Genomic DNA, 24,036 nt, shown 5'->3' with positions numbered 1-24,036 from the left:
TACCCGCGAGTAGGCCCGCGCAAGCTCCCTGACATCGATGCAGGTCAGGGCCGTGTCCACGGCGCGTGCGACGATGCCGAGATGACGCTCACATCCGGCCCGACGAACTCGATCGGCGACGTGCGCGGGGTCCGGGTGGGCCACCACCAGCGGGTGGGCGACGGATGGCTGACCGGGACGACGTGCGTCCTCGCCCCACCGGGCGGGGCGACCGGCGGCGTCGACGTCCGCGGCGGCGCGCCCGGCACGCGCGAGACCGACCTGCTCGACCCCCGCAACGTGATCGAGCGGGTGCACGCCGTCGTGTTCTCCGGTGGCTCGGCCTTCGGGCTGGCGGCGGCCACCGGGGTGATGGACGCGCTCGCCGAGGACGGTGTCGGCTTCCGGATCGGCGAGCCCGGCCAGGTGGTGCCCATCGTGCCGGCGGCCGTGGTCTTCGACCTGCTGCGCGGCGGTGACTACCGGGCGCGTCCCGACGCCGGGTTCGGGCGGGCGGCGTACGCCGACGCTCTGGCCGATCGGGACGGCCCGACCTCGGGGGGCATGGGGGCCGGTACCGGAGCCCGGGTCGGCGGGCTCAAGGGCGGGATCGGCTCGGCCAGTCAACTGCTCCCCGGCGGAGGTGTCGTGGCAGCGCTCGTGGTGGCCAACGCGTTCGGCTCCGCCGTCGATCAGGCGACGGGCGAGCTGTACGCCGCCCGCTTCGGCCTGCCCGGTGAGTTCGACGGTCTCCGACCACATCCGGCGCCGAGCGACCCAGGGTCCGACGACGCGCCCGGATGGCCCGTGGCGGACGACGTGCGGCCCGGCCGAGCGACCACCCTGGCCGTGATCGCGACCGACGTCACGCTGACCAAGGCCCAGTGCCAGAAGCTCGCCGGCATCGGGCACGACGGCCTCGCGCGGGCAGTGCGACCGGTGCACACGATGCTCGACGGCGACTCGATCTTCGCGCTCGCGTCCGGTGAGCGCGCTGCACCGGACGCATCGGCTCTCCACCAGCTGCTCGAAGGGGCCGCCGACTGCGTGACCCGGGCGGTCGGCCACGCCGTGCTCGCCGCGGACACCGTCGCGGACATGCCGTCCTATCGGGACGTGCACTGCCCTGCACCTCAGGAGGATGCGCGAGGATGACGAGGTGACGTCGCCGTTCGTGCAGGTGCAGACAGCGGTCGCCGACGAGGCCGAGGCCGCCCTCGTCGCCGACGCCCTGGTGGGCGAACGTCTCGCCGCCTGCGTGCAGCAGGTGCCGGGGGTGCGCTCGACCTTTCGCTGGGACGGGCAGGTGCGACATGCGACCGAGGTGCTGCTGGTCATCAAGACGACCGCAGCCGCGTTCGACGCGTTGGCGGCGCGGGTGCGGGAGCTGCACTCGTACGACGTACCGGAGATCGTCGCGACGCCGCTGGAGCACGTCGAGCGGGAGTACGCCGACTGGCTGCGTACCGCGGTGGATGCCCGGCCCACGACGCACCTGGAGATCGAGCGCAAGTTCTCCCTGGCGAACGCGACCCTGCCGCCCGATCCCGCCGACTGGCCAGGCGTCAGTGTCGTCGCCGGGGAACGCCGGTTCCACCTCGTCGCAACCTATTTCGACACCGACGACGTCGCGCTCGCATCGCGCGGGATCACCATGCGTCGCCGGGTGGGCGGCACCGATGCCGGGTGGCACCTGAAGCTGCCGCGCAGCGAGGATGCCCGCGAGGAGATCTGGCTGCCGCTGGACGCCACCGAGGGCGAGGAGACGGTGCCCGACGCGTTCGCGGCGCACCTGACCGATGTGCTGGGGGAGCGCGCGGCGCACCCGGTGTGCGTGGTCGAGACCCGGCGTACCGAGTGGGACCTTCGAGCCGGCGGAGTGCATCTCGCGACGACCTGCGACGACTACGTCACGACCCACAACCTCATCGACGCAGGCCTGGACCGGGAGTGGCACGAGATGGAGGTCGAGCTCGTGCACGGCGGCACCGACTTCCTCGACGACGTCACGGCGTACCTGGAGGAGCGCGGGGTGCACCAGGCGAGCATCGCCTCCAAACTGCGTGCGGCCATGGGGACCTTGATGGACCGGGCGCCGACGTGATGCGCGAATCCGCTTCGGTGGCAGGCGCTCTGGAGCAACTGCGAACGGCGGGGGAGCGCGTCACGCCCGCTCGTCGCGCGGTGCTCGAGGTGCTCGACGAGAGCCGGGACCATCTCGATGCCGAGACGGTGGCGGCCCGCGTCGACGCCCGTGAACCGGGGGTGCACCGTGCCACGGTCTACCGGTCGCTGCAGTCGCTGGTTACGCTCGGGGTCGTCGCGCACACGCACGTGCCGGGCGGCCCGACGATCTACCATCTGGAGCCGTCGATGCACGGCACGGGCGAGCACGGCCGGTCTGGGCAGCCCGGACAACACGGTCATGCCCATCTGCAGTGCACGAGGTGTCTGCGGTTCTTCGACATGCCGGCGTCCTGGCTCGATCCGGTGCGTGAGAAGGCGCTCAGCGCAATGGGTTTCGAGATCTCACCGAATCACGCCGCGCTGCTCGGGGTGTGCGCCAGCTGCCGGGAGACCGGTGACCCGCAGGAGGGCAGGACGCACGCTCACTGACTCGCTACTGTCGCGGGTATGCCGAGTCTCGAACGTCCCGCGTCCCCCAACCCGTACGAACTGCTCCCGTCGGTGGCGTCGTTCACCGTCACCAGCGACGACGTCACCGACGGTCAGTCGCTGAAGTCCGATCAGGTCGCGGCCGCCGGCGACAGCTCGCCGCAGCTGTCCTGGTCCGGCGCGCCCGAGGGCACCAAGTCGTTCGTGGTCACCTGCTTCGACCCGGATGCGCCCACCCCGTCCGGTTTCTGGCACTGGGTGCTGGTCGACATCCCCGCGTCCGTGACGTCCCTGGACGCCGGTGCCGGCGCCGAGGGCGGGTCGACCCCCGGCGCGTCGTTCCACGTCCGCAACGACGGCGGGACCCTGGCCTTCACCGGCGCCGCCCCGCCCCAGGGGGATGTGCCGCACCGGTACTACTTCGTCGTGCATGCCGTGGGCGAGGAGAGTCTCGGCGTGGACGACTCGGTGTCCCCGGCTGTCGTGTCGTTCAACCTGGCGTTCAAGACCCTCGCGCGCGCGATCGTGATGGGCACCCACCAGAGCTGAGGACGACGAAGGCCCGCCCGAGATGCGTTCTCGGGCGGGCCTTTTCGACGTATGGAGCGAGTGACGAGAATCGAACTCGCGTATTCAGCTTGGGAAGCTGATGTTCTACCATTGAACTACACTCGCGCGGCCCCAGACGATACACGTCGGCGGCCACCGGCCCGTTCAGGGCCCTCCCGCGAACACCCCCTGGACCGCCTCGCGGCGGCCCGTTCGCACCTTCTGCACGCGCCTCACCGCAGCGAGACGGTCGCGCCGTCGGAGAAGAACGACGTGTCGTGCAGCTCGATCGACACCGGCGTGGCACCCACGGGCATGTCGAAGGCGAAGACCCCGTGCGTGCTGTTGCCCGGGTTGATCTCCGAGAAGAGCACCTGGTTGCCGGTGATGTAGGCGTCGGCAGTGCTGTCGGCGCTGAACGTGCGGCCCTGGGAGTCCTTCACCTTCTGGTCGGAGTCGGACAGGGTCTGGGAGTCCTTGCCCTGGTTGGTGATCGTGACGGAGACCAGCACGAACTTGCCCTGCGCCTTCTGCCCCAGGTACTGGTCGCCCACGCTGGGGACCCCGGTGCGCACCTTGGTCACCACGAACTGCAGCATGCCGTCCTTGACCGGGGTGTTCAGGCCCGGTGACTTCTTGGTCGCGCTCTTCGTGGTCTTCTTCGCCGTCGGCGTGCTGGATCTCGACGCCGAGCCGGCGCTGGTGGGCGCCGAGGTGCCGACCGACGCGGGGGCGGTGTCGCTCGCCGAGGGACCCGATGCCGAGGTCGACCCGCCGCCCTTCGCAGCAGTGGCGATGACCCCGACCACGACGACCGCGCCGATGACGGTCAGCACCTTGTGCCGCACGAACCAGTTGCGCTTCGCGGGCGGGGGCGGCGGCGGCGCGGGAGGGTTCCAGCCTCCGGGAGGGCCGCCCTGTCCTCCCTGTCCTCCCTGGCCGGAGTAGCCCGATGAGCCTGCGCCCGAACGGTCGTCGTGCGGCGGCGGGTAGTTCTGCGACATGTGGTTTCCCCTGTGGAGTCGGTGACTGGATGACGCCAGTCCACTGCCGGCGGGGGCCGGCACACATCGCCCGACCGGTCCGTCTGCGCTGGCCGATCGGATGATCCGGCCGCCCGAGAAGCTGTCCGATCGGCTGGCTCCGGGTGTCGGTCCTGCGCTCTACATTGAGCGGGTGATCGCATCCGGGGGGACCATGTCGTGGTGGCGCGCCCGGCTGCGGTGGAGCACCCTGCGCACCACGCTGGTGATGATCACCGCACTGATCAGCGGCGTGCTCTCCGTGTCGGCGACCGGTGCGCGCCGTACCGGCATCACCCAGCAGGGGCTCACGCCCCCGATGAGCAACGTCGAGGCGATCGCGTTCCTGGTCGATCTGGCGCTGATGGTGTTGTTCGTATGGCGCCGCCGGTGGCCGGTCCCGCTGACGCTCGTCGCGTGCGCAGCGACGATCGTGCTCCCGCTCGACGGCTTCCTGCCGCTGGTCGGTCTGGTCTCGGTCCTCGTGCTGGTGCGCGACTGGCGCGTGCCGGTCACCGCGCTCGCGGTGGGCGCAGCCGTGGTGGTCTGGGTCGCGCGCGACACGCGAGGTCGGTATCCGGTCCAGTCGTTCTGGCGGACCATCTTCACCTATAGTCCGGATCACGAGATCCCCTGGTGGCTCGTGGTTCTCATCGCGTTGGTGCTGGTGGCCGCCTCGGTCGCCACCGCCGTCGGCATCACTGCACGTCGACAACTCGACGCGGCCACCGAGACCGGCAACGCCTCGCAGCTGAAGCTGGACATCCTCGGCACGGAGGTCGCCCGCCAGGCCGAGCGCGAACGGATCGCGCGTGAGGTGCACGACGTGCTGGGCCACCGGCTGTCGTTGCTCTCCCTGCACGCCGGTGCGCTCGAGGTGTCCGCCGGCGGCGATCCGCGGATGGCACAGAGCGCGGCGCTCGTGCGCGACGGTGCCCAGCAGTCGATGGCCGACCTGCGCTCGCTGCTCGCCGTGCTGCGGACACCCGACGCCCCCGATGTCACGCGACAGGTGCGCACCGTCGCGGATCTGCCGACCCTGGTGACCGAGTCGCTCGATGCCGGCAATCCGGTGCTGTCCTCGATCTTCGTGGATCAGGCGGCGACCCTCGACCCGCGCATCAGCCACAGCGCGTACCGCATCGTGCAGGAACTGTTGACCAACGCTCGCCGGCACGCCCCCGGCACTCCCGTCCGGCTGGAGGTTCGCGGTGGACCCCAGATCGGCGTCGAGGTCGTCACCACGAACTGGTGCCGGCAGCACCCGCCGCGCGCTCTCGTCGTCGGCAACGGACTGACCGGCATCCGCGAGCGGGTCGAGCAGTGCGGCGGTCAGTTCCGCGCGTTCATCGATCCGCAGGGCGCGTTCCGGGTCGCGCTGCTGCTCCCGTGGACCTGGGCCGACAACCGGTCCCCCGAAGTTGCGATCGCACCAGGTCCCTACCCGGAGCGTCGACCGTGACACCGGTGGGCCCGGATACGGCGTACACGCCGCCGACGGCATCGGGTCGGCACGTGCGCGTGCTGCTCGTCGACGACGACCCGCTCGTCTGCCAGGGCCTGCAGATGATCCTGGAGATGGCGGGCGACATCGACGTCGTCGGCGCGGTGCACGACGGGGACCAGGCCGTACCGGCCATCGCGCGGACCTCGCCCGATCTGGTCATGCTCGATGTCCGGATGCCGCGCCTGGACGGGATCAGCGCCTGCGGGGCGATCCAGCAGCTGCCGTCGCCGCCGTCCGTCATCATGCTCACCACCTTCGACCTGGACGACGTGGTGGTGCGCTCGGTGCGTGCGGGTGCGGCGGGGTTCCTGCTGAAGACCGCGTCGCCGACGCAGATCGTCACGGCCGTGCGCGACGTCGACGCCGGCAGAGGCGCGCTGTCGGCCGCCAGCGTCCGCGCGGTGTTCGGTGAGCTGTCGGCGCCGGCGGCGCGGGATCGCGAAGTCGCCCACACCGCGTTCGGCCTGCTGACCGAGCGGGAGGTCGAGGTGGCTCGGGCCGTCGCCCGCGAGCTCAGCAACGCCGAGATCGCTCGTGAGATGTACCTGAGCGAGGCAACCGTCAAGAGTCACCTCGCCAGCGCCCAGCTCAAGCTCGGGGTCCGTAACCGGGTGGGAGTCGCGGTCTTCGCGACGCTGGCCACGGCCCGCTGACCGCGTAGCGATCTCTGGGCGGCGCTCACCGGTAGCCTCAGCCCGTGCTCCTTTCAGACCGCGACATCCGCGCCCAGATCGACGCGGGACGGGTCCAGCTCGACCCGTACGACGCCGCGATGATCCAGCCGTCCAGCATCGACATCCGGATGGATCGCTTCTTCCGGCTCTTCGACAACCACAAGTACCCGTTCATCGATCCGGCCGCCGACCAGGAGGACCTGACCCGGCTCGTCGAGGTCGAGGCCGGCGAGCCGTTCGTGCTGCACCCCGGCGAGTTCGTGCTCGGGTCGACCTACGAGCGGGTCACCCTGCCCGATGACGTCGCCGCCCGGGTGGAGGGCAAGTCGAGCCTCGGACGGCTCGGCCTGCTGACGCACGCGACGGCCGGTTTCGTCGACCCCGGCTTCAACGGTCACGTGACCCTGGAGCTGTCGAACGTCGCCACCCTGCCGATCAAGCTGTGGCCGGGTATGAAGATCGGTCAGCTGTGCTTCTTCCAGCTGTCGTCGCCGGCCGAGAACCCTTACGGCAGTGCGAAGTACGGATCGCACTACCAGGGCCAGCGGGGCCCCACCGCCAGCCGCTCCTTCAGCAACTTCCACCGCACGCAGGTCTAGGTGGCACGGACCGAGGTCGGACCCGAGCACGACGGCGCGCAGCCGCACCTGATCCTGCCCGCGGGACGGCGAGCCCGTGGCGTGGTGCTCGCCTTGCACGGGGGCGCACCGCGCAGCACGGTCGCCACGCCGTCGTTCGATCCCGGCTACCTGCGGCTGGTGCTCGCCGCTCGCTCGATCACCGCCCGCAGCCGCGGCCGGCTGGCTGTGGTGTTGCTGCGCAACGCCGTTCGAGGATGGAACGGCGCCGGAGAGTCGCCCGTGCTCGATGCCCAGTGGGCGCTGGACCGGGTGGCGGCGACCTACCCGGGCCTGCCGATCGGTCTGCTGGGGCACTCTCTGGGTGGGCGGACGGCGTACGCGCTGGCGCACCGTCCGGAGGTCCGCGGCCTGGTCGCGCTCGCCCCGTGGATGTCCGACGCGTACGACGCCCACGACTTCCTCGGCACACCCACGCTGGTCGTGCACGGGAAGGTCGACACGGTGACCGATGCCGATGCATCCGAGGATCTCGTGCGCCGCATCCGCAGTCTCGGCGGAGACGCACGATTCGAGTCGGTCGCCGGATCGCATCCGCTGCTGTGGCGGGCGGGCCGGATCCACTCGATGGCGGGGACCTTCCTGACGCAATCCCTGGCGAGAACGGTGACGACGCCTCACTGAGTGAGCGCTCACTCATGTTACGGTCGCCGGGTGACCGAGACCCCCCGTGCCCGTCGGGCACCCGCCATGAGCGCCGACGCGCGCCGTGACGCCATCGTCGTCGCGACGATCGCGGCGATCCACGAGCACGGAGCGATGCCGACGACCCGCCAGGTCGCGCATGCGGCACAGGTCGCCGAAGGCACGATCTTCCGGGTTTTCGACACCAAGGACGAACTGCGTGCCGCCGTCCTGCAGCGCACGTTCGATCCCGCAGCGCTCTTCGGGAAGCTGTCGGCGATCGATCCGCGCCAGCCGCTGCGTCCGATCCTGATCGAGATCGTCCAGGTGCTGCAAGAACGCCTCACCAGCACGTTCACCGTCATGCACGCGCTCGGTCTGAGTGGCCCGCCCGCCGAGGTGGTCGGCACCTCGGCGCACCAGATCCGCATCGACACGGTGAACGCGTTACGCGCCCTGCTGGATCCGCACCAGGCGGAATTGGCCATGCCGGTCGAGGAGTTCGGTCATATCCTGCGGTTGCTCGCGTTCGCGGGAAGTCACCGCGACATCGCCCACGGCCGGGTGCTCACCGCGGAACAGACCGTCGACGTCCTGCTCTACGGGGCGCTGCGGCGCACCGATCGCGCCGAGTGCGGTGCGCACCACGACCACGTCGCCTCCCGACCGCACGTCGCCTCCCGAACGAAGGAGTGAACATGCTGCTGCGCCTCGTCCGCCGTCATCTGCGACCGCTGCTCGGGCTGCTCGTCGCACTCGTCGCCGCGCAACTGGCGAGCGTGGTCTGCCAGCTCTATCTGCCGGGCCTGAACGCCGACATCCTGGACAAGGGCGTCGCGCGCGGCGACACGTCGTACATCTGGCATCTCGGGGGTTGGATGCTGCTCGTCACCATCGTCCAGGTCGGTGCCGCCGTCACCTCGGCGTTCTTCGGGTCGATGATCGCGATGTCCTTCGGCCGCGACGTACGAGGCGCGGTCTTCGCCCAGGTCTCGCGGTTCTCCGCACGCGAGGTCAACCAGTTCGGGGCGCCCACGCTCATCACCCGCAACACCAACGACGTGCAGCAGGTGCAACTGGTGGTGCTGATGGGATGCACGCTGATGGTCTCGGCCCCGATCATGATGGTCGGCGGCATCTTCATGGCGCTGCGGGAGGACGCACCGCTGGCGCCCCTGATGGTGGTCGCCATGCTCGTCCTCGGTGTCGCGGTCGGGCTGATAGTGCGGCGGATGATCCCCGGCTTCCGGCTGATGCAGAAGCGCGTCGACGCGGTCAATCGGGTGATGCGCGAGCACCTCTCGGGAGTGCGGGTCATCCGCGCGTTCGTGCGTGAGCCGTACGAGCGGCAGCGTTTCGCCGCCGCGAACGACGACCTCACCCAGGCCTCGATCAAGGTCGGCCGCCTGATGTCGGCGCTCTTCCCGACCGTCTTCCTCGTGATGAACGTGTCCACCGTCGGGGTGTGGTGGTTCGGCGGTCACCAGATCGAGTCGGGGTCGATCCAGATCGGGTCGCTGACCGCGTACATGACCTATCTGATCCAGATCCTCATGTCGGTGATGATGGCGACCTTCATGGTGATGATGGTCCCGCGCGCCGCGGTCGCTTCCGAGCGCATCGAGGAGGTTCTGCAGACCGAGCCATCGGTGCGCCCGCCGGAGACGGTCGTGAATCCCGACCAGGTGCGCGGGGTGGTGCGCTTCGACGACGTGGCCATGCAGTACCCCGGGGCCGACAAGCCGGTGCTGCAGGGCGTCGACCTCGTCGCGCACCCCGGTGAGACCGTGGCGGTGATCGGGTCGACCGGGTCGGGCAAGTCGACCCTGATCTCGCTGGTCGCACGGCTCTTCGACGCCACCCACGGCACGGTCAGCATCGACGGTGTCGACGTCCGCGACATGGACCCCGACCTGCTGTGGGGGCACCTGGGCATCGTGCCGCAGCGGCCCTACCTCTTCAGCGGCACGGTGGCCTCGAATCTGCGCTACGGCAACCCCGATGCGACGGACGAACAACTCTGGGACGCGTTGGCCATCTCCCAGGGCACCGACTTCGTAGCCGCCCTGGACGGAGGTCTGCAGGCGCCGGTCAACCAGGGCGGGACGAACCTGTCCGGCGGACAGCGTCAACGGGTGTGCATCGCGCGGGCCCTGGTCGCGCAACCGCGGATCTACCTGTTCGACGACGCGTTCTCCGCCCTGGACCTGGCGACCGATCGTCGGCTCCGGACGGCTCTCGAGCCGCATGTGCGGGACGCCACGGTCTTCATCGTGGCGCAGCGGATCTCGACCATCGCAGGCGCCGACCAGATCGTCGTGCTGGACGCCGGGGAGGTGGTCGGCATCGGCACCCACGAGGAACTCGCCGAGACATGCCCGACCTACCAGGAGATCGTCGAATCGCAGCGGGCCGACGCGGGGCAGGCGGCATGAGCGGGCAACCGGCACGTTCGCCGATGCGCCGACCCGGGGGACCCATGATGGGCGTGGGCGCCGGCGAGAAGACCCAGGACTTCTCCGGGTCGGGGCGCCGCCTGCTGGGGTTGCTGCGACCGCAGCGGCGCAGCATGTCCGTGGTCCTGGTCCTGACCGTCTGCACCGTCTTCCTCAGCGTGATTGGTCCGCGGATCCTCGGCCAGGCCGTCGACGCGATCAACTCCGGTGCCATCGCCCACCGGCTGCCCGCGGGATCCAGCAAGGCGGCGGTGGTGGCAGGGCTGCGCGCTCGGGGCCAGACGACGTACGCGGACATGATCCAGCGGCTCGACCTGATCCCCGGCGTCGGCATCGACTTCGGACACGTCCTGCGGATCCTGCTCGTGGTGCTCGGCTGTTACTTGGTCTCGGCCGGGACCCAGCTGATCCAAGCGCGCCTGCTGAACCGGGTCATCCAGGTGACGATGAACCGCCTGCGCAGCGACGTCGAGGACAAGGTCGGACGGGTGCCGCTGCACTATCTGGACGGGCAGCCGCGCGGCGAGCTGCTGTCGCGGGTGACCAACGACATCGACAACATCGGTCAGTCCATGCAGCAGAGTCTGAGCCAGCTGCTCGTGAACGGACTCACGGTCATCGGGGTCATCGTGATGATGCTGACCATCTCCTGGTGGCTCACGCTCATCGCGATGATCGCCATCCCGTTGGTGCTGCTGGTGACCCGGCAGGTGATGAAGCGCTCGCAACGATTCTTCGTGGCGCAGTGGCGCAACACCGGCGAGCTCAACGGGCAGATCGAGGAGACCTACAGCGGCCACGAGCTGGTGAAGGTGTTCGGCCGGACCCCGCAGGTGCGGGAGCGGTTCGAGGAGAAGAACGCCGAGCTCATGCGGGTGAGCCAGCGCGCGCAGTTCGTCAGCAGCCTGGTCATGCCGATCATGATGTTCGTCGGCAACCTGCAGTACGTCGTGGTGTGCGTGCTCGGTGGGTTGCGGGTCGCCTCCGGCACGATGACGCTCGGCGAGGTCACCGCGTTCGTGCAGTACACCCGCCAGTTCACCCAGCCGCTCACGCAGCTGGCCTCGATGGTCAACCTGATGCAGTCCGGGGTCGCCAGTGCGGAGCGGGTGTTCGAGGTGTTGGACGCGCCGGAGGAGACCGACGACGGGTCGGTTGCCCTGGGCATCACCCAGGGCCGGGTCGAGTTCGAGGACATGTCGTTCGGGTACGAGCCCGCACGCCCCCTCATCGAGCACCTGTCCCTGCGGGTCGAGCCGGGAAGCACCGTCGCGATCGTCGGCCCGACCGGCGCGGGAAAGACCACTCTGGTCAACCTCGTCATGCGTTTCTACGAGCTGACGTCCGGACGGATCCTGCTGGACGGGGCCGACATCGCAACGGTCCCACGAGCGGAGCTGCGCTCCCGGATCGGCATGGTGCTGCAGGACACCTGGCTCTTCCACGGCACGATCTGGGAGAACATCGCCTACGGGCGGCTCGGGGCGACCGATGAGCAGATCCTCGCCGCCGCGCAGGCGACTTTCGTGGACCGCTTCGCCCGGGCGCTGCCCGACGGGTACGACACCGTCATCGACGAGGAGGCCTCGAACCTCTCCTCCGGCGAGCGGCAGCTCATCACCATCGCCCGCGCGTTCCTCGCCGACCCGGCGCTGCTGATCCTGGACGAGGCGACGTCGTCGGTGGACACCCGCACCGAGGTGCTGCTGCAGCAGGCGATGGCCGCACTGCGTTCGGACCGCACGAGTTTCGTGATCGCGCATCGTCTTTCGACGATCCGCGACGCGGACACCATCCTGGTGATGGAGCACGGAAGCATCGTCGAGCAGGGCAGTCACGACGAGCTGATGCAGGCGCGGGGCGCGTACTACCGGCTCTACATGTCCCAGTTCGAGGGTGCGGCGGTCGAGCAGGAGGGGCAGCCGGCCGGCGTATGACCTGGTGACGGTGCGGCATGCCTCAGCGGCTCAGGTCGTAGTCGTAGCGGGTGTCCGTGCCGTCCATGAACCCCTCGGTGCCCGCGTACCACCTCCTGACCAACGGGTCGGCGCTGTCGCGGCCGAGGTAGCGGCGCGCGCTCGCGGCGTACAGAACGGTGTAGTGCTGATCGAGGGGGTCGTGGTCCCCCGGGCGCATGAGCGACCTCGGGTCGATCCGGATCCGCGTGCGGTTGACGGCGTCCGGTTCCCCGGCCGCGTCCAACCGGGGCACGACGTCGGCCGTGTGCTCGATGGACAGTGCCTGCACCGACGTCGGAACGGCGATCCGCGACTCCGGCGCCGCCACGGTCAAGAGGTGCGTGACCCGGAACCGGGTGCGGAACTGCGGGTTCTGCGCGAGCCGGGCGGCCACGATACCGCCCTGACTGTGGCCGACCAGCATGACCGGTTCGGTGCCGGGCGGGACGCCCTGCGCCTTCATCGCGGCTGCGACGGCGCTGCTGATCGCCGGGTAGAGCGTGCTGGGGGCGCCGGCGATGCTCCGCACGTTCGCTGAGGCGTCCGACGGGTTCGACGGCATCTTCGCGCCCCAGTCCTCGGTGCCCGGGATGTCGACCACCCAGTGCCCGCGACCCCCCGCGTCGATCCGGCGGTGCACGCTGAGACGCGAGCGCCGGGCGTTTCCGGCTCGCTCGGTCCGGGCCTCGTCGCGCAGCAGGGTGGAGATGTCTCCCCTGGCCCTGGGGCCGGTGATCGTGTGAGTGCCCGCCGGTGTCACCGTCAGCTTCTTGGTGTCGAGCAGATATCCATGGGCGGTGGCCACTCCCAGGATGGCGGCGACCTGTCCGTCGAATCCGCCGCCTCCGTCGCGCAGCAAGTACGCCACGATGCGGGCCGACCGGACCGTGTCGTCGGTCAGCGAGGGGTCGTCGTAGACGATCCGTGAGATCGCGACAGTGAAGTGCCGCTCGTACGCCGTCACCGTGTGGATGCGCGGGTGTGCGGGATCACGCAGCACCGCCAGGGAGTAGTCGCAGTAGGTCAGTGCCGTCGCGGCACCGGCCGCGACGCCGACGTCGTACATGACGTGCGGGACGGCGACTCCGAAGCGGTAGGCGGTGAGAGCATCGGCCACAGCGATGTCACGCGTCCGGTAGTAGTGCACGGCCAGCCGGACACCGCGGGCCATCACCTCCAGATCGGCGCAGAGCACGAAGAGCCCCTGCGATCCGATGGTCAGCGCGACCGTCCGTTCGCCGATCCCGACAGCCGTGCCCGGCGACAGCAGTGCTCCCGCGACCGGCAGACGGGCGATCGCCATGGTCAGGTCGCTCGAGAGGGACCGTGCGGTGTCGCCGGCGGCGTCGAGCAGTCGGGCGCTCGTCAGCATGTCGTCGTAGTGGGCCTGCATGGACGCCGCTCCGCCGCTGGACCGGTATGCCCCGTCCTCGGACGTGGTCATGAGCGCTCCGGCTTCACGAGCGCGGCAGCTGTCAGGCAGATCTCCGCGAGCTCGGCCCTGATCTCGGACAGATCGACCGGCCGCATCGACAGCTCGTCGTCCGTGCCCTGCAGGTGTCCCCAGCCGCTCGGCAGGCCGACCAGGTGGGTGCCCAGGCGGGTGCTGCGCTCGTCGCTCACCAGCACCAGGAAGGCGGCGGACACTCCGTGTGCCAGGTCGCTCAGCCAGGCGGGGACACGATCGAGGTGCGCCACCCGCAACGCCGTCAGCAGATCGTCGATCCCTCCTGCGCGGATGTCCTCGGCGAGCACCAAGGCGTCCGGCACCGCCACCGATCGTGTCGCGAACCGGGGCACCGCCGGCACCGAGCTCGCCTCGCCGAGCACCGCCAGCAACCTGGCGAGTTCCTGCGGTAGTTGCCACGCCGGCCCGGTCATCGCGGTGACCGTGTCGCCCCCGATGGTGCCGCCCGCCATGACGAATTCGTCGCCGTCGTACGTCGCGTTCATGCTCACCACCCGGGTCTGCGTCGCTGCCACCACCCGCACCTGCGGGACCCCGGCTGCGAGGAACCCGATGACCCGGGGGGCGTCCTCACCCCTCGCGGTCAGTTCGACGGCGTCGACGCTCACCACGGTGGCCTCACGCCAGACACCGAGCCGCCCGTGTCATCCCACAGGTGGGACACGTCCTTGCCGACGCGGGCGACGTCGTGCACGGCCGTACGGGCGTCGTCGGCGACATTGTGGGCCGAATCGACCACGGCGAGAGCCGCTTTCGCGAGCGCGGCCTCGTGCGCTTCGACGTGACGGGCGTGCCTGAGGAGGAGTGTGCTCAGCTCCTCGAGTGCGCCCGCGCACCGCTGGAACGCGCCGTGCTGCCTTTCCAGTTGCGCCCGGAAGCGCTGGGCACCCAAGCTCTCCCACCGTGCTCGGCCCGCGCCGGTCACCGTGACGGCCGCCGTCCGGGCACGCGCGGCCAGGCCGCTCACGATGCGGGCGGCAGCCCTGATCTGCTCCGGATCCGATGACATGGCCGGAAGCATCGCCCGGACCGCCGGTCCGCGCGGTCACGAACGCCGCGGGTGTGGACGACCGATCTGCCACGCGGGGGATGTGCATGACGGCTCCGCCGAGTGGCATAAAAAACCGTCGAGTGGCACACCTGTAAGTGCGCCACTCGACGGTTTTCTACGCCACTCGGGCATCGCTCAGGCCGGCTGCGGTGCGTCCTCGCTGCGCTGCGGGCGCTCCTCGCGACCATCGTCGCCGCGACGAACCGCCGCCAGCAGCATGTTCGCCACGTCGACGACCTCCACCTCTTCGCGCGCGTCGCCGTTGGACTGCTCGGCGGTGAGGCCATCGGTCATCATCACCCGGCAGAACGGGCAGCCGATGGCGATCCGGTCGGCGCCGGTCGCGACGGCCTCCTTGGTGCGGTTGAGGTTGATGCGGGTGCCGAGCTTCTCCTCCATCCACATGCGGGCGCCACCGGCGCCGCAGCAGAAGGACGTCATGCCCGAGCGCTCCATCTCCTTGAGCTCGACGCCGGGCAGCGCACCGATCAGCTCTCGCGGCGCGGCGTACACGTTGTTGTGCCGGCCGAGGTAGCACGGGTCGTGGTAGGTGACCGTGGACGCCGTCGATGCCACGCCGGAGGTGTCGGCTTGGTCAGGGCGCGCCACCGGCACCAGCTGTTTGTCACGCACCAGCCGGTTCAGCAGCTGGGTGTGGTGCACGACCTCGTAGTCGCCCCCCACCTGCGGGTACTCGTTCTTCAGCGTGTTGAAGCAGTGCGCACAGGTGACCACGATCTTGGTCGCGCCCGCCTCGTTCAGCACCTCGACGTTCTGACTGGCCAGTGCCTGGAAGAGCATCTCGTTGCCCGCGCGGCGTGCCGGATCGCCGGTGCACGACTCGCCGTCACCGAGGACCGCGAACGAGACGCCCGCCGTGTCGAGCAGCTCCGCCACCGCGCGGGTCGTCTTCTTCGCACGATCCTCGTAAGCGCCCGCGCATCCGACCCAGAAGAGGTAGTCGACCTCGGAGAGCGACTCGACGTCCTGGCCGAAAACCTTGACCTCGAAGGGCAGGCCCTTGGTCCAGTCCAACCGCGCCCGGGCCGACATGCCCCACGGGTTGGCCTTGTTCTCCAGGTTCTTGAACAACCCCGACAGCTCGTTGGGGAACGCCGACTCGATCAGCACCTGGTTGCGGCGCATGTCGACGATGTGATCGACGTGCTCGATGTCGACCGGGCACTGCTCCACGCAGGCACCACAGGTGGTGCAGGACCACAGCACGTCCTGGTCGATGACGGCGTCGGGCCCGTGCGGGTTGTACGCCGTGAGCGGGTTCGCGACGTCGTACCCGGTGTCGCCGATGAGCGGCAGATCGGCGAGCGCGGTGGTCGCCTCGGGGAGGTCGGCACGCGCCGACTCCGCGGCCAGCAGGTACGGCGCCTTCGCGGCCGAGTGGTCGCGCAGCGTCATCATCAGCAGCTTGGGCGACAGCGGCTTCTCGGTGTTCCAGGCGGGGCACTGGCTCTGGCAGCGGCCGCACTCGGTGCAGGTGGAGAAGTCGAGCAGGCCCTTCCAGGTGAAGTCCTCGATCTTGCCGACGCCGAGCACGGCGTCCTCGTCGAGCTCCTCGAGGGACTCCATGGTGACCGGCTCGCCGTCGACGGTGAGCGGCTGCAGCTGGGCCAGCGCGGTGCGGCCGGTGGCTTCGCGCTTGAACCAGATGTTGAAGAACGCCAGGAAGCGGTGCCACGCGACACCCATCGTGGTGTTCAGCGAGATGGTGATCATCCAGGCCATCGAGATGACGATCTTGATGGTGGCGATCACGACGATCAGCGCCTTGATCGTGTGGTGCGGCAGGCCGCCGAACGCGTCGCCGATGAAGAACGACAGGGGGTAGTGGAACGCGCTGGCGCCGGCATCGACCTTGTACTCCAGCCCGCGCAGCGCCAGCACGCACAGCACGACGCCGAGGATGGTCAGTTCGACGTAGTAGGCCTGCCAGAACGTCGACCCGAAGAATCGCGACCAACGCCCGTCGCGACCGGTGGCCCGCGCCGGGTGCAGCTTGCGGCGGTTCCAGATCAGGTAGCTGATGCCGATCAGGCCGCCCCAGGAGAAGAACTCGGCGAGCCACTCGTAGAGGAAGAAGTGGCCAAGCAGTGGGATCGTCCAGGTCGGGTCGAAGATCTGGCCGTACGCCGTGAGCAGCGTGAAGAAGAGCAGGCCGAAGGAGATCATCGTGAACCAGTGGGCCGCGGCGACCACGGGCAGCCGCGACATCCGGGTGTGCCCGAGGAACTCGCGCAGCAGCGTCACGGTGCGCGCACCCGGCCGGTCGGCTCGCGCGGCGGGCCGTCCGACCCGGAACGTCCCGAGCATCCGGCGTACGGCGCGCACCAGCAGCACCAGCCCCACCAGCGAGATGGCGATCACGATCACGCCGGCGACGATCTGCAGTGCTGACATGCTCGCGATCCTACTGACGCTCTACTCGGCGGTACGCCGGTAGCCGGGTCTCGCCCGTGCCGAGGCGTGAGTGGGCGGGTCGCGCGAGCCCCCAGCTTGCGAGGGTGATAACGGCCTGTTGGAATAGGCATAACCACGCGGCGGTTGCCGCAACAGCAAGCCCGAATGCCCCGTCATGGGGCCACGAATCGAAGGCGGATCGCATGCCCATTCTCGACGACGTCACCCAGGCGATCGGCAACACGCCGCTGGTCCGGATCAACCGGATCATCGACACGGCCGACAGCGGCACCGTCGTCGCGGCGAAGCTGGAGTTCAACAACCCCGGCGCGTCGGTGAAGGACCGCATCGGTGCGGCCATCATCAAGGCGGCCGAGGACAGCGGGCAGCTGAAGCCGGGCGGCACGATCGTCGAGGCCACCTCCGGCAACACCGGGATCGCCCTCGCGATGGTCGGTGCCGCCAAGGGGTACAAGGTCGTGCTGGCGATGCCCGAGAGCATGAGCAAGGAGCGGCGCGCACTGCTGCGCGGCTTCGGCGCCGAGCTCGTCCTCACGCCCGCTTCCGAGGGCATGAAGGGCGCGGTCGCCCGCTCCGAGGAGATCGCGCACGAACGAGGCGGCATCCTGGCCCGCCAGTTCGCCAACGAGGCCAACCCCGAGGTGCACCGTCGTACGACGGCCGAGGAGATTTGGCGCGACACCGACGGCAAGGTCGACATCGTGGTCGCCGGCATCGGCACCGGCGGCACCATCACCGGCGTCGGCCAGGTGCTGAAGGAGCGCAAGCCCAGCGTGCAGATGATCGCCGTGGAGCCGGAGGAGTCCCCGATCCTCAACGGCGGACAGCCCGGCCCGCACAAGATCCAGGGACTCGGCGCCAACTTCGTGCCCGAGATCCTCGACCGCGAGATCTACGACGAGGTCATCGACATCAACGCCGCGACCTCGGTGGAGTGGGCCCGCAAGGCCGCCCGCGAGGAGGGGCTGCTCGTCGGCCTGTCCTCCGGCACCGCGCTGGCCGCCGCCGCGCAGGTGGCCGCACGGCCTGAGAACGCCGGCAAGACCATCGTGGTCATCATCCCCAGCTTCGGCGAGCGCTACCTGTCGACCATCCTCTTCGAGGGCTTGGTCGACTGACCGTGCCCACCCTCACCGACGGCCAGTTGTCCCGCGGGTTGCGCAGCACGTACGCAGCGTTCCTGCAGGACGTGGACGCGGCGATCGCGCGGGACCCGGCGGCCACCTCACGGGTGGAGATGGTGCTCACGTCCCCGGGTCTGCAGGCGGTCTGGATGCATCGTGCGGCGCACCGGATGTGGTCCAGAGGGGGACGCTGGCGTCTGCCGGCGCGATTGGTCTCACAGGCCGCGCGGGCGGCGACCGGGGTGGAGATCCACCCCGGCGCCACCATCGGCAAGCGCCTCTTCATCGATCACGGGATGGGTGTGGTGATCGGGGAGACCGCCGAGGTCGGTGACGACGTGCTGCTCTATCACGGCGTCACTCTCGGCGGACGCTCGCTCAATCGCGTCAAGCGTCACCCGACCGTCGGCGACCGCGTCACCATCGGCGCGGGCGCGCGGGTGCTCGGACCCATCCGGGTCGGCCCCGAGGCGCAGATCGGCGCGAACGCCGTGGTGGTCAAGGACGTACCGCCGCGGGCGGTCGCGACCGGCATCCCAGCCAAGGTGCGGTTCGTGCACACGGGCGACGATGCGTACGACGTATGGGCGGACCCGGCGATCCACATCTGAGCGGGGATCTGGCAGCAGCGCACTGCGATCGTGCGCTCAGCCCGGGAGTCGTGGCTTGCCCGTGTCGCAGAACGGCACGTCAGGTAATGCCCTTCGCAGATCGGGCGGGGTGTCGTTGAGGGTTCCTTTCCCGGAATGTCCATGCGGACGGGTGCTGCGGGACGACTGCGCCGGGACCAGTGCGGTGACCTGCGCCTTCGCCGTATCCCGTTCGGCAAACGGGACGCCGCTCGCTCGGCCCATAGTTGTTGGACGTGATCTTGGACGGTGTCGGGATCTGCGGATGGGTAAACCTGGGGGACGGTGGGGCATCACTCGTACGCGGGAGGCAGTCCTGGATCTTCGGGGGCGCTACAGGGCTGGTGGGAGCTGAGCAGCGGGCGTTGGTGATCGCCGGTGGGGCGAGCGGCAGGGCAGATCTGCGGTGCTCTGGTTCGAGCACTGCTGCTGGCTCCGGTTCTATCATCGTGATCCTGCATCTATGACCGCAGTCGTGCGTTTGACCAGTTAAGTCACTTGAACTTTCTATATCCAATTATGACGACCATGATGATGATGCCCACAGTTGCGATGATTGGGATAGGGCCAGAGTGGCCGCCGGTACTTTTCAGAGATTCGAAATAGATCACCCGCTGTGTCTAGGTGACTACGCTGTGAACTTGCTGAACCAACCTCACGAGCCCGTTACCAGTCGGCGATTGGCTGCCGGGCGGCCAACGGGTGTCCCGTAGAGGACACCGATCCGGACGCGTCGGATCCAGACGCCTCCGGCCAGGCCCAGCGCTCGTTTGGTCGCCGGCGATGGTTCGGCAAACGGGGCGCCGGTCGCTTGGCCCTACTTGTCCTACGTGGACTAAGACGGTGTCAAGATCTGCGAATGGGTAGACCTGGGGGACGGTGGGGCTTCACCCGGACGCGGAGGCAGTCCTGGATATTCGGGGGGCTGTACGGGCTGGTGGGAGCTGGGCAGTGGGCACTGGTGATCACCGGCGGGCCGGATTGGATAGGCATATTCGGCACCGTGTTCCTGCTGCTGTTCATGGCATATCTGGTGTCCGCGTTGTGCTGGCGCAATGACAATTCTGATGGCGTTGACGATGTCGCCAAGCCCACGACAGACAGGGGGATGTAATGGAGCAGCGCGGCACGGCATCCGGTTGTGGCACGCTCCGCGCGCCGATCACCTGCGGGTCGCCTTCCAAAGTCGTTTACCGGAGCACCAGGGCGCCGGTAAACGAGGACATGGATCTGCTGTGCTTCCGATGACGACACGTCGGCACGCGGGTCATCGTCAGGCTGTCTCTTGGTCCGGTCCTGAGGCTTCGACCAGCTGTTGCAACTCTTGAAGAGCGCGAAGGACCGAACAGGCGAGCAGGACGGCTATGAGGGAGTTGGCCTCGGTGTAGTGGCTGGGGTCAGCGTGGTGGACGCTGACGTGGCGGCTGACCGCCTCGGGTGCCGGATGCGGCGACTTGGGGCTCCAGTCGGTGTAGAACCGATGGATCGGGGCGAGGGCCGCCCGCAGCCGCAGTTCGGTGTATGGCACAAGGTCCGGGTCAAACAGCACCTGCTGCTTCACCTGTGCATAGTTGCCGCCCAAGGTACGGGAGACAGCCGTCTCGATGACGGCTACCGCCAGCGCCTGGGCGGCCTCGTGATGTCCCTGTTCCAGGGCCTCCACACAGCGTGCGGCGAGCTTTCGCTGGCCTGATAGCCCTGCGTAGGTAACCCCCGGCAGGACAGTTCGGCAGTCGTGCACAAGCTCGGTGACGTGAGCTAGCAGCACCGCGACCCGTGCCGCCCTGTCCTCGGCGTCGATTACCTCCTTGACGAGTTCGGCCCGCGGCACCCAGACCAGCGGCAGGCCATCGTCGCGGATTACCTCGACGACCCGGTCGAAGTCGACGCCCGGGGGCCAATTCGGTGGTTCGTGACGTCGGAGGTCCTCCAACAGCGCCCGAAAGTCCGGCATCAAGGCTGCGAGGTCGAGCTTGGGCAAGAACGTCGTGACATCGAAGGCCGGAAGCAGGGGAGTCAGATCGATCTTGGGCCACGCCCGCGTGATCGACTCCGCAAGGTGCAGGTTCAGACTCTCGGTGACAGGTGCCACGGCCGCGGCGATCTCGGTGGACTGAAACCGCAGCTGATCGATGGCGCCGAAGATGGCGGGGTCGATTAGGGGCGGAAGCGTCGCGACGATCCTGAATATTTCGGGGTCGATCAGCGGAAGTGCGAGCCCCAGTTCGCCCGGGGAAACCGGGGAGTCAGTTTCTTCTTCGGGCGAGGCGTCGACGTCCTCATCGGAGCCACCCCGCTCCGGCTCGTCCTCATCTGGCTTCTCGTCGTGCTGGTCGCCCATGCGGTTGACGTTAGCCACCGGGCCCGATGACCCGTCGATGGCGTGTCCTTATCTGCAGATGTGCAGACACTCGCCGGGACCATTCCCGACCAGGCCCGACCTTAGGCAGACCACTGCCGGTCAACTGCGACGGCGTTGGGGGTAGAGATGTCCAATGCCCCGATCAGCGATCCCATGCGGGCACTCGTGATCATCTCAGCGGACCTGCAGAGGCGACCGCGGCGCAGGCCTGGGAAGCGCCCGCAGCCGGGTCGCCCACCGGTGACCGTTGCCTTACCGAACCCGATCCGCTATCTACCTGTGCCGGCTTCCTGGCTGGCACCCCAGCCCTGGAGGAGTGGCAGGTGGGAGCACATCGGGTGGAGTATTCATCAGGGCCTGATGCTGGCGATGAACTCGCTGAGGGCGTTGGCGAGCTGGTCGGGGGCTTCGAGGGCGGGGTGGTGCCCGACAGACTCGAGGTGAACGACGGTCACGTCGTTCGCTGCGACTTGGCGCATGGTCTCGGCGGTGGAGGGATGGCTCATCGCGCCAACCGCGAGGACGGGGGCTGCAAGGGTCTTGGCGTCGGCCAATGCCTTGATGTCATCGCCTTCGGCAAGTGCGGCGGCATAGAGCCCGTGCATGCCGCGCCAGCCGTTGGGACGCTCGTAGGTGCGCGCGAACTCATCGAGGTCCGTATCGGTGACTGCACCGGGCACCCATGTGAGGTGGGGGTACCAGTACTGGGCGAAGTAGTCGCGGGCCCGGCCAGTGAAGACAAACTCGGCTATGCCGGGAGTGGCCAGCGCGCCGACGTGCCAGGCGCCGCCGTGGGCGACGTCGGCGAAGCGCTCCCAACCGAAACCGCTCAGGCCTGTCTCGATGGCGGTCAGGCTGCGGACGTCGTCAGGGTAGGTGGCGGCGAGCCGAAAGATGGTGTTGCCGGCGATGTCTTGTCCAGTGAGGTGGACTGGTCCCCAACCGAGGTGCTCGATGAGTTCGTGTAGAGCAGTGGCAGCTAGCACGCTCCCGAAGTCGGAGCCATCAGCGGCGGAGTCGCCGACACCGGGCAGGTCGACTGCAACGACACGGTGGTCGCGCGCCAGGAGGGGGATGAGTTTGTGGAACGTCCACCAGGTCTCCGGGAAGCCGTGGACGAGCAGGACTGGCTCACCGGCGGTGCCGGCGGTGACGTAGTGCAGTTCGGTGCCGGCGACGCTCGTCGTGTGATGCTCGACACCGGGCACGGCGGACGACTGGCTGCGACTCATGACCGACCTTTCCCTCTTTCTCAAGAGTGTCCTCCATAGAGCAACACCTGGCACGCGTGCCAGGGCGCGATCCGCGCACGGAGACGGGGGGAGCCCAGCGTGTTGATTGAAGTGATCGCACTGGAGTGCTGAAGCCCTGCACTGCGCCAACACTTCCGTCCACTTTGCTTCCGGTACTTTCCTGGCGGAGGTTGAGGCCGACCTTGGCGTAACTCCACCAAAGTCACCTCCCGCCACGGGTCCGCGGACACCAGATACACAGGCAATGGCGGGAGCATTGATGCGAAGACGCTTGTCCGATCCACCCCACCGGCTCGCGCCATGCCGTAAGCATCCGGGGCCGTCGTCGCGTACGAGTAGCGCCGTTGCGGCACGTGTGCCTAAATGGAAGCCATGCAGAACGCTCCGTTCGTCCCAGAACAGATCGAGGCGATCATTTTCGACGTGATTGGCACCCTCGTTGACGAGGACACAGCATGGGCGAGCGTCGCTGAAAAGGTTGCGGCGCAGGCAGGTCTGGACATGCCGAACGACCTGCACCAGCTCTGGGTGACATTTCTTGAGCAACGCATGAACGCTGTCATCGACGGCGCCAGCCCTTGGGAGCCGCACAGCGAATTGGTCAGCGGTGCTGCGCGAGATGCGGTCACGAGCTTGGGCGGGACCATGTCGGTGGAAGCCTCGAACCTGGTGTCGTTCTTGGATCGTGCCTACACGGCGTGGCCGGACGTGGCAGACGGCACTGCAATGCTTCGGCACCACCGACTCCTCGCCGGCGTGAGCAACGGCGACCTGGACTCCCTTATGTGGCTCGCAAACGCCAACTCGATCAGCTGGGACATCGCGTTGTCCACAGGGTCTGCACAGACGTTCAAACCGGCCCCTGCTGCGTACCAGTACACAATCGACACCCTCGGCATCAATCCGGCAAGTACGCTTTTCGTCGCAGCCCACCCATGGGACCTGCGAGCCGCTGCGCAACATGGATTCCGCACCGCGTACATCGCCCGACCAGGCGCGGATCGGCCATCGGACGACGATCGCTTCGACCTCTCATCCGAGAATTTGTTGGCATTGACCGAATTGCTCTCAGCTGACTGACCTCGTCCCGAGCACCAGCGTCAGGGTGACGCTGCTCCCAGCTCCTAGCCGGCGCGCGTCAATCCGGCCGGATGTGCGGACGGGCCGTAGGTCGAACGACGACCGGTCAGCGATCCTCAATCGGGACGGACAGATTCGACTTGAAATGCACTCATTTGCCGCTGTCGGCGCGCAAGCGTCCGACCGACGCTGTCGGCGCGAAGCGCACGACAATGATGCGAACAGTGTGCGTTCGGCCCGGTAAGGGGTCGGCTAGCGGGGCACGTATTGCAGATCGCGAAGGGCACGAGCGGTGCCACGGCTGCCGCGCCGGAGCGTGGTGCCCAGCCCACTTGCTCGAGTAGGCGATCATGCCGAGATGCAGTTCTTCTGTTATCACCGCGATCGGGTCGGCTCCGCGGTTCTGCGCGATAACTTGAGCGAGGCGCACTGGTCCTACATGGACCGGTTCGCTGCGCAGCTCATTGCGCGAGGACCGACGTTTCGCGACGACCAGACGCCGACCGGCAGCGTGCACATCATTGAGCTGAAGGATTCCGCCGCGGCAAGCGCCGCTTTTGAAGCAACCAAACGGTCTGGCCTCGTCGTCCGGGACTGTCCGGCAAACGGT

Annotated in this window: 22 protein-coding genes and 1 tRNA gene; 15 read left to right on the top strand and 8 right to left on the bottom strand. The window is 68.5% G+C overall.

The annotated features are described in order from the left end of the window. Positions 1-81: 81 nt before the first annotated feature. The 4 genes from J4030_RS06590 to J4030_RS06575 are packed head-to-tail and all read left to right on the top strand — an operon-like array spanning position 82 to position 3,144. Positions 82-1,134: a P1 family peptidase gene (locus J4030_RS06590; RefSeq protein ID WP_208048424.1), complete on the top strand. Its 1,053-nt coding sequence runs from the start codon at positions 82-84 to the stop codon at positions 1,132-1,134. A 4-nt stretch (positions 1,135-1,138) separates the two neighbouring features. Beyond that, positions 1,139-2,083 (top strand): divalent cation tolerance protein CutA, encoded by a 945-nt coding sequence (cutA, locus tag J4030_RS06585; RefSeq protein WP_307864596.1) that lies wholly within the window; start codon positions 1,139-1,141, stop codon positions 2,081-2,083. Then, positions 2,083-2,595: a Fur family transcriptional regulator gene (locus J4030_RS06580; RefSeq protein WP_208048422.1), complete on the top strand. Its 513-nt coding sequence runs from the start codon at positions 2,083-2,085 to the stop codon at positions 2,593-2,595. Before cutA ends, J4030_RS06580 begins: the two co-directional genes overlap by 1 nt. A gap of 18 nt (positions 2,596-2,613) precedes the next feature. Beyond that, positions 2,614-3,144 carry a YbhB/YbcL family Raf kinase inhibitor-like protein gene (locus tag J4030_RS06575; RefSeq protein WP_208048421.1) on the top strand — a complete coding sequence of 177 codons (531 nt, stop codon included), beginning with the start codon at positions 2,614-2,616 and terminating at the stop codon, positions 3,142-3,144. A gap of 52 nt (positions 3,145-3,196) precedes the next feature. Here the strand turns inward: J4030_RS06575 and J4030_RS06570 are convergent. After that, a tRNA-Gly gene (locus tag J4030_RS06570) sits at positions 3,197-3,270 on the bottom strand. A 107-nt stretch (positions 3,271-3,377) separates the two neighbouring features. After that, the gene (locus tag J4030_RS06565; RefSeq protein ID WP_208048420.1) at positions 3,378-4,148 is read right to left on the bottom strand and encodes a DUF4352 domain-containing protein; all 771 of its coding nucleotides are present in this window, start codon (positions 4,146-4,148) and stop codon (positions 3,378-3,380) included. Between the two features lie 172 nt (positions 4,149-4,320). Here J4030_RS06565 and J4030_RS06560 point away from each other — a divergent pair, with 172 nt between their 5' ends. Genes J4030_RS06560 through J4030_RS06530 form a run of 7 tightly spaced genes read left to right on the top strand, consistent with a single transcriptional unit; the run spans position 4,321 to position 12,002 of the window. Further along, positions 4,321-5,628 carry a sensor histidine kinase gene (locus tag J4030_RS06560; protein ID WP_208048419.1) on the top strand — a complete coding sequence of 436 codons (1,308 nt, stop codon included), beginning with the start codon at positions 4,321-4,323 and terminating at the stop codon, positions 5,626-5,628. Beyond that, positions 5,625-6,326, top strand: coding sequence for a response regulator transcription factor (locus tag J4030_RS06555; RefSeq protein WP_307864595.1), 702 nt, complete (start codon positions 5,625-5,627; stop codon positions 6,324-6,326). The genes J4030_RS06560 and J4030_RS06555 overlap by 4 nt, the downstream gene beginning before the upstream one ends. 44 nt (positions 6,327-6,370) lie before the next feature. Then, a complete protein-coding gene (dcd, locus tag J4030_RS06550; protein ID WP_208048418.1) occupies positions 6,371-6,946 on the top strand; it encodes a dCTP deaminase in 576 nt (191 codons plus the stop codon). Then, positions 6,947-7,609, top strand: coding sequence for a S9 family peptidase (locus J4030_RS06545; RefSeq protein WP_208048417.1), 663 nt, complete (start codon positions 6,947-6,949; stop codon positions 7,607-7,609). 30 nt (positions 7,610-7,639) lie between these two features. Further along, complete coding sequence (locus tag J4030_RS06540) at positions 7,640-8,305, top strand: TetR/AcrR family transcriptional regulator (RefSeq protein ID WP_208048416.1); 666 nt, start codon at positions 7,640-7,642, stop codon at positions 8,303-8,305. A 2-nt stretch (positions 8,306-8,307) separates the two neighbouring features. Further along, the gene (locus tag J4030_RS06535; RefSeq protein ID WP_208048415.1) at positions 8,308-10,044 is read left to right on the top strand and encodes an ABC transporter ATP-binding protein; all 1,737 of its coding nucleotides are present in this window, start codon (positions 8,308-8,310) and stop codon (positions 10,042-10,044) included. After that, positions 10,041-12,002 (top strand): ABC transporter ATP-binding protein, encoded by a 1,962-nt coding sequence (locus J4030_RS06530; RefSeq protein WP_374221980.1) that lies wholly within the window; start codon positions 10,041-10,043, stop codon positions 12,000-12,002. The genes J4030_RS06535 and J4030_RS06530 overlap by 4 nt, the downstream gene beginning before the upstream one ends. Positions 12,003-12,024: 22 nt before the next feature. On the opposite strand, the gene J4030_RS06525 is transcribed toward J4030_RS06530, so the two are convergent. The 4 genes from J4030_RS06525 to J4030_RS06510 all read right to left on the bottom strand — a co-directional run bounded on the left by J4030_RS06525 (position 12,025) and on the right by J4030_RS06510 (position 16,957). Continuing rightward, a complete protein-coding gene (locus J4030_RS06525) occupies positions 12,025-13,467 on the bottom strand; it encodes an alpha/beta fold hydrolase (protein ID WP_208048414.1) in 1,443 nt (480 codons plus the stop codon). Beyond that, a complete protein-coding gene (locus tag J4030_RS06520; protein ID WP_208048413.1) occupies positions 13,464-14,099 on the bottom strand; it encodes a hypothetical protein in 636 nt (211 codons plus the stop codon). Before J4030_RS06520 ends, J4030_RS06525 begins: the two co-directional genes overlap by 4 nt. Next, a complete protein-coding gene (locus J4030_RS06515; RefSeq protein ID WP_208048412.1) occupies positions 14,096-14,500 on the bottom strand; it encodes a hypothetical protein in 405 nt (134 codons plus the stop codon). The genes J4030_RS06520 and J4030_RS06515 overlap by 4 nt, the downstream gene beginning before the upstream one ends. Before the next feature lie 177 nt (positions 14,501-14,677). Next, positions 14,678-16,957, bottom strand: a complete 2,280-nt coding sequence (locus tag J4030_RS06510; protein WP_208048411.1) for a (Fe-S)-binding protein — start codon at positions 16,955-16,957, stop codon at positions 14,678-14,680. A 203-nt stretch (positions 16,958-17,160) separates the two neighbouring features. On the opposite strand from J4030_RS06510, the gene cysK reads away from it, so the two are divergent. Then, complete coding sequence (gene cysK / locus J4030_RS06505) at positions 17,161-18,096, top strand: cysteine synthase A (RefSeq protein WP_208048410.1); 936 nt, start codon at positions 17,161-17,163, stop codon at positions 18,094-18,096. Between the two features lie 26 nt (positions 18,097-18,122). Continuing rightward, positions 18,123-18,713: a serine O-acetyltransferase EpsC gene (epsC, locus tag J4030_RS06500; protein WP_243763001.1), complete on the top strand. Its 591-nt coding sequence runs from the start codon at positions 18,123-18,125 to the stop codon at positions 18,711-18,713. 1,291 nt (positions 18,714-20,004) lie between these two features. Here the strand turns inward: epsC and J4030_RS06495 are convergent. Together J4030_RS06495 and J4030_RS06490 are read right to left on the bottom strand one after the other, a co-directional pair. Continuing rightward, positions 20,005-21,072, bottom strand: coding sequence for a hypothetical protein (locus J4030_RS06495; protein ID WP_208048408.1), 1,068 nt, complete (start codon positions 21,070-21,072; stop codon positions 20,005-20,007). Between the two features lie 371 nt (positions 21,073-21,443). After that, positions 21,444-22,301, bottom strand: a complete 858-nt coding sequence (locus J4030_RS06490) for an alpha/beta hydrolase (protein ID WP_307864594.1) — start codon at positions 22,299-22,301, stop codon at positions 21,444-21,446. A gap of 408 nt (positions 22,302-22,709) precedes the next feature. Between J4030_RS06490 and J4030_RS06485 the strand changes: the two genes are divergently transcribed. Both J4030_RS06485 and J4030_RS06480 read left to right on the top strand, forming a co-directional pair. Beyond that, positions 22,710-23,426, top strand: coding sequence for a haloacid dehalogenase type II (locus tag J4030_RS06485; protein WP_208048406.1), 717 nt, complete (start codon positions 22,710-22,712; stop codon positions 23,424-23,426). Between the two features lie 358 nt (positions 23,427-23,784). Continuing rightward, the coding region (locus J4030_RS06480) for a YciI family protein (RefSeq protein WP_243762985.1) at positions 23,785-24,036 on the top strand (252 nt) is incomplete at its 3' end.

Origin of the sequence: Allobranchiibius sp. CTAmp26 (assembly GCF_017565405.1) — a bacterium.
Taxonomy (GTDB): Bacteria; Actinomycetota; Actinomycetes; order Actinomycetales; family Dermatophilaceae; genus Allobranchiibius.
Note: the sequence above shows the minus strand (reverse complement) of the source record. Positions and strands in the feature narration are given on the sequence as shown.

Coding starts and splice junctions, on each gene's coding strand:
- J4030_RS06590 (WP_208048424.1), top strand. CDS start 82: ATGACGCTCACATCCGGCCCGACGAACTCGATCGGCGACGTGCGCGGG.
- J4030_RS06580 (WP_208048422.1), top strand. CDS start 2,083: ATGCGCGAATCCGCTTCGGTGGCAGGCGCTCTGGAGCAACTGCGAACG.
- J4030_RS06575 (WP_208048421.1), top strand. CDS start 2,614: ATGCCGAGTCTCGAACGTCCCGCGTCCCCCAACCCGTACGAACTGCTC.
- J4030_RS06565 (WP_208048420.1), bottom strand. CDS start 4,148: ATGTCGCAGAACTACCCGCCGCCGCACGACGACCGTTCGGGCGCAGGC.
- J4030_RS06535 (WP_208048415.1), top strand. CDS start 8,308: ATGCTGCTGCGCCTCGTCCGCCGTCATCTGCGACCGCTGCTCGGGCTG.
- J4030_RS06530 (WP_374221980.1), top strand. CDS start 10,041: ATGAGCGGGCAACCGGCACGTTCGCCGATGCGCCGACCCGGGGGACCC.
- J4030_RS06525 (WP_208048414.1), bottom strand. CDS start 13,467: ATGACCACGTCCGAGGACGGGGCATACCGGTCCAGCGGCGGAGCGGCG.
- J4030_RS06515 (WP_208048412.1), bottom strand. CDS start 14,500: ATGTCATCGGATCCGGAGCAGATCAGGGCTGCCGCCCGCATCGTGAGC.
- J4030_RS06510 (WP_208048411.1), bottom strand. CDS start 16,957: ATGTCAGCACTGCAGATCGTCGCCGGCGTGATCGTGATCGCCATCTCG.
- cysK (WP_208048410.1), top strand. CDS start 17,161: ATGCCCATTCTCGACGACGTCACCCAGGCGATCGGCAACACGCCGCTG.
- J4030_RS06495 (WP_208048408.1), bottom strand. CDS start 21,072: ATGGGCGACCAGCACGACGAGAAGCCAGATGAGGACGAGCCGGAGCGG.
- J4030_RS06485 (WP_208048406.1), top strand. CDS start 22,710: ATGGAAGCCATGCAGAACGCTCCGTTCGTCCCAGAACAGATCGAGGCG.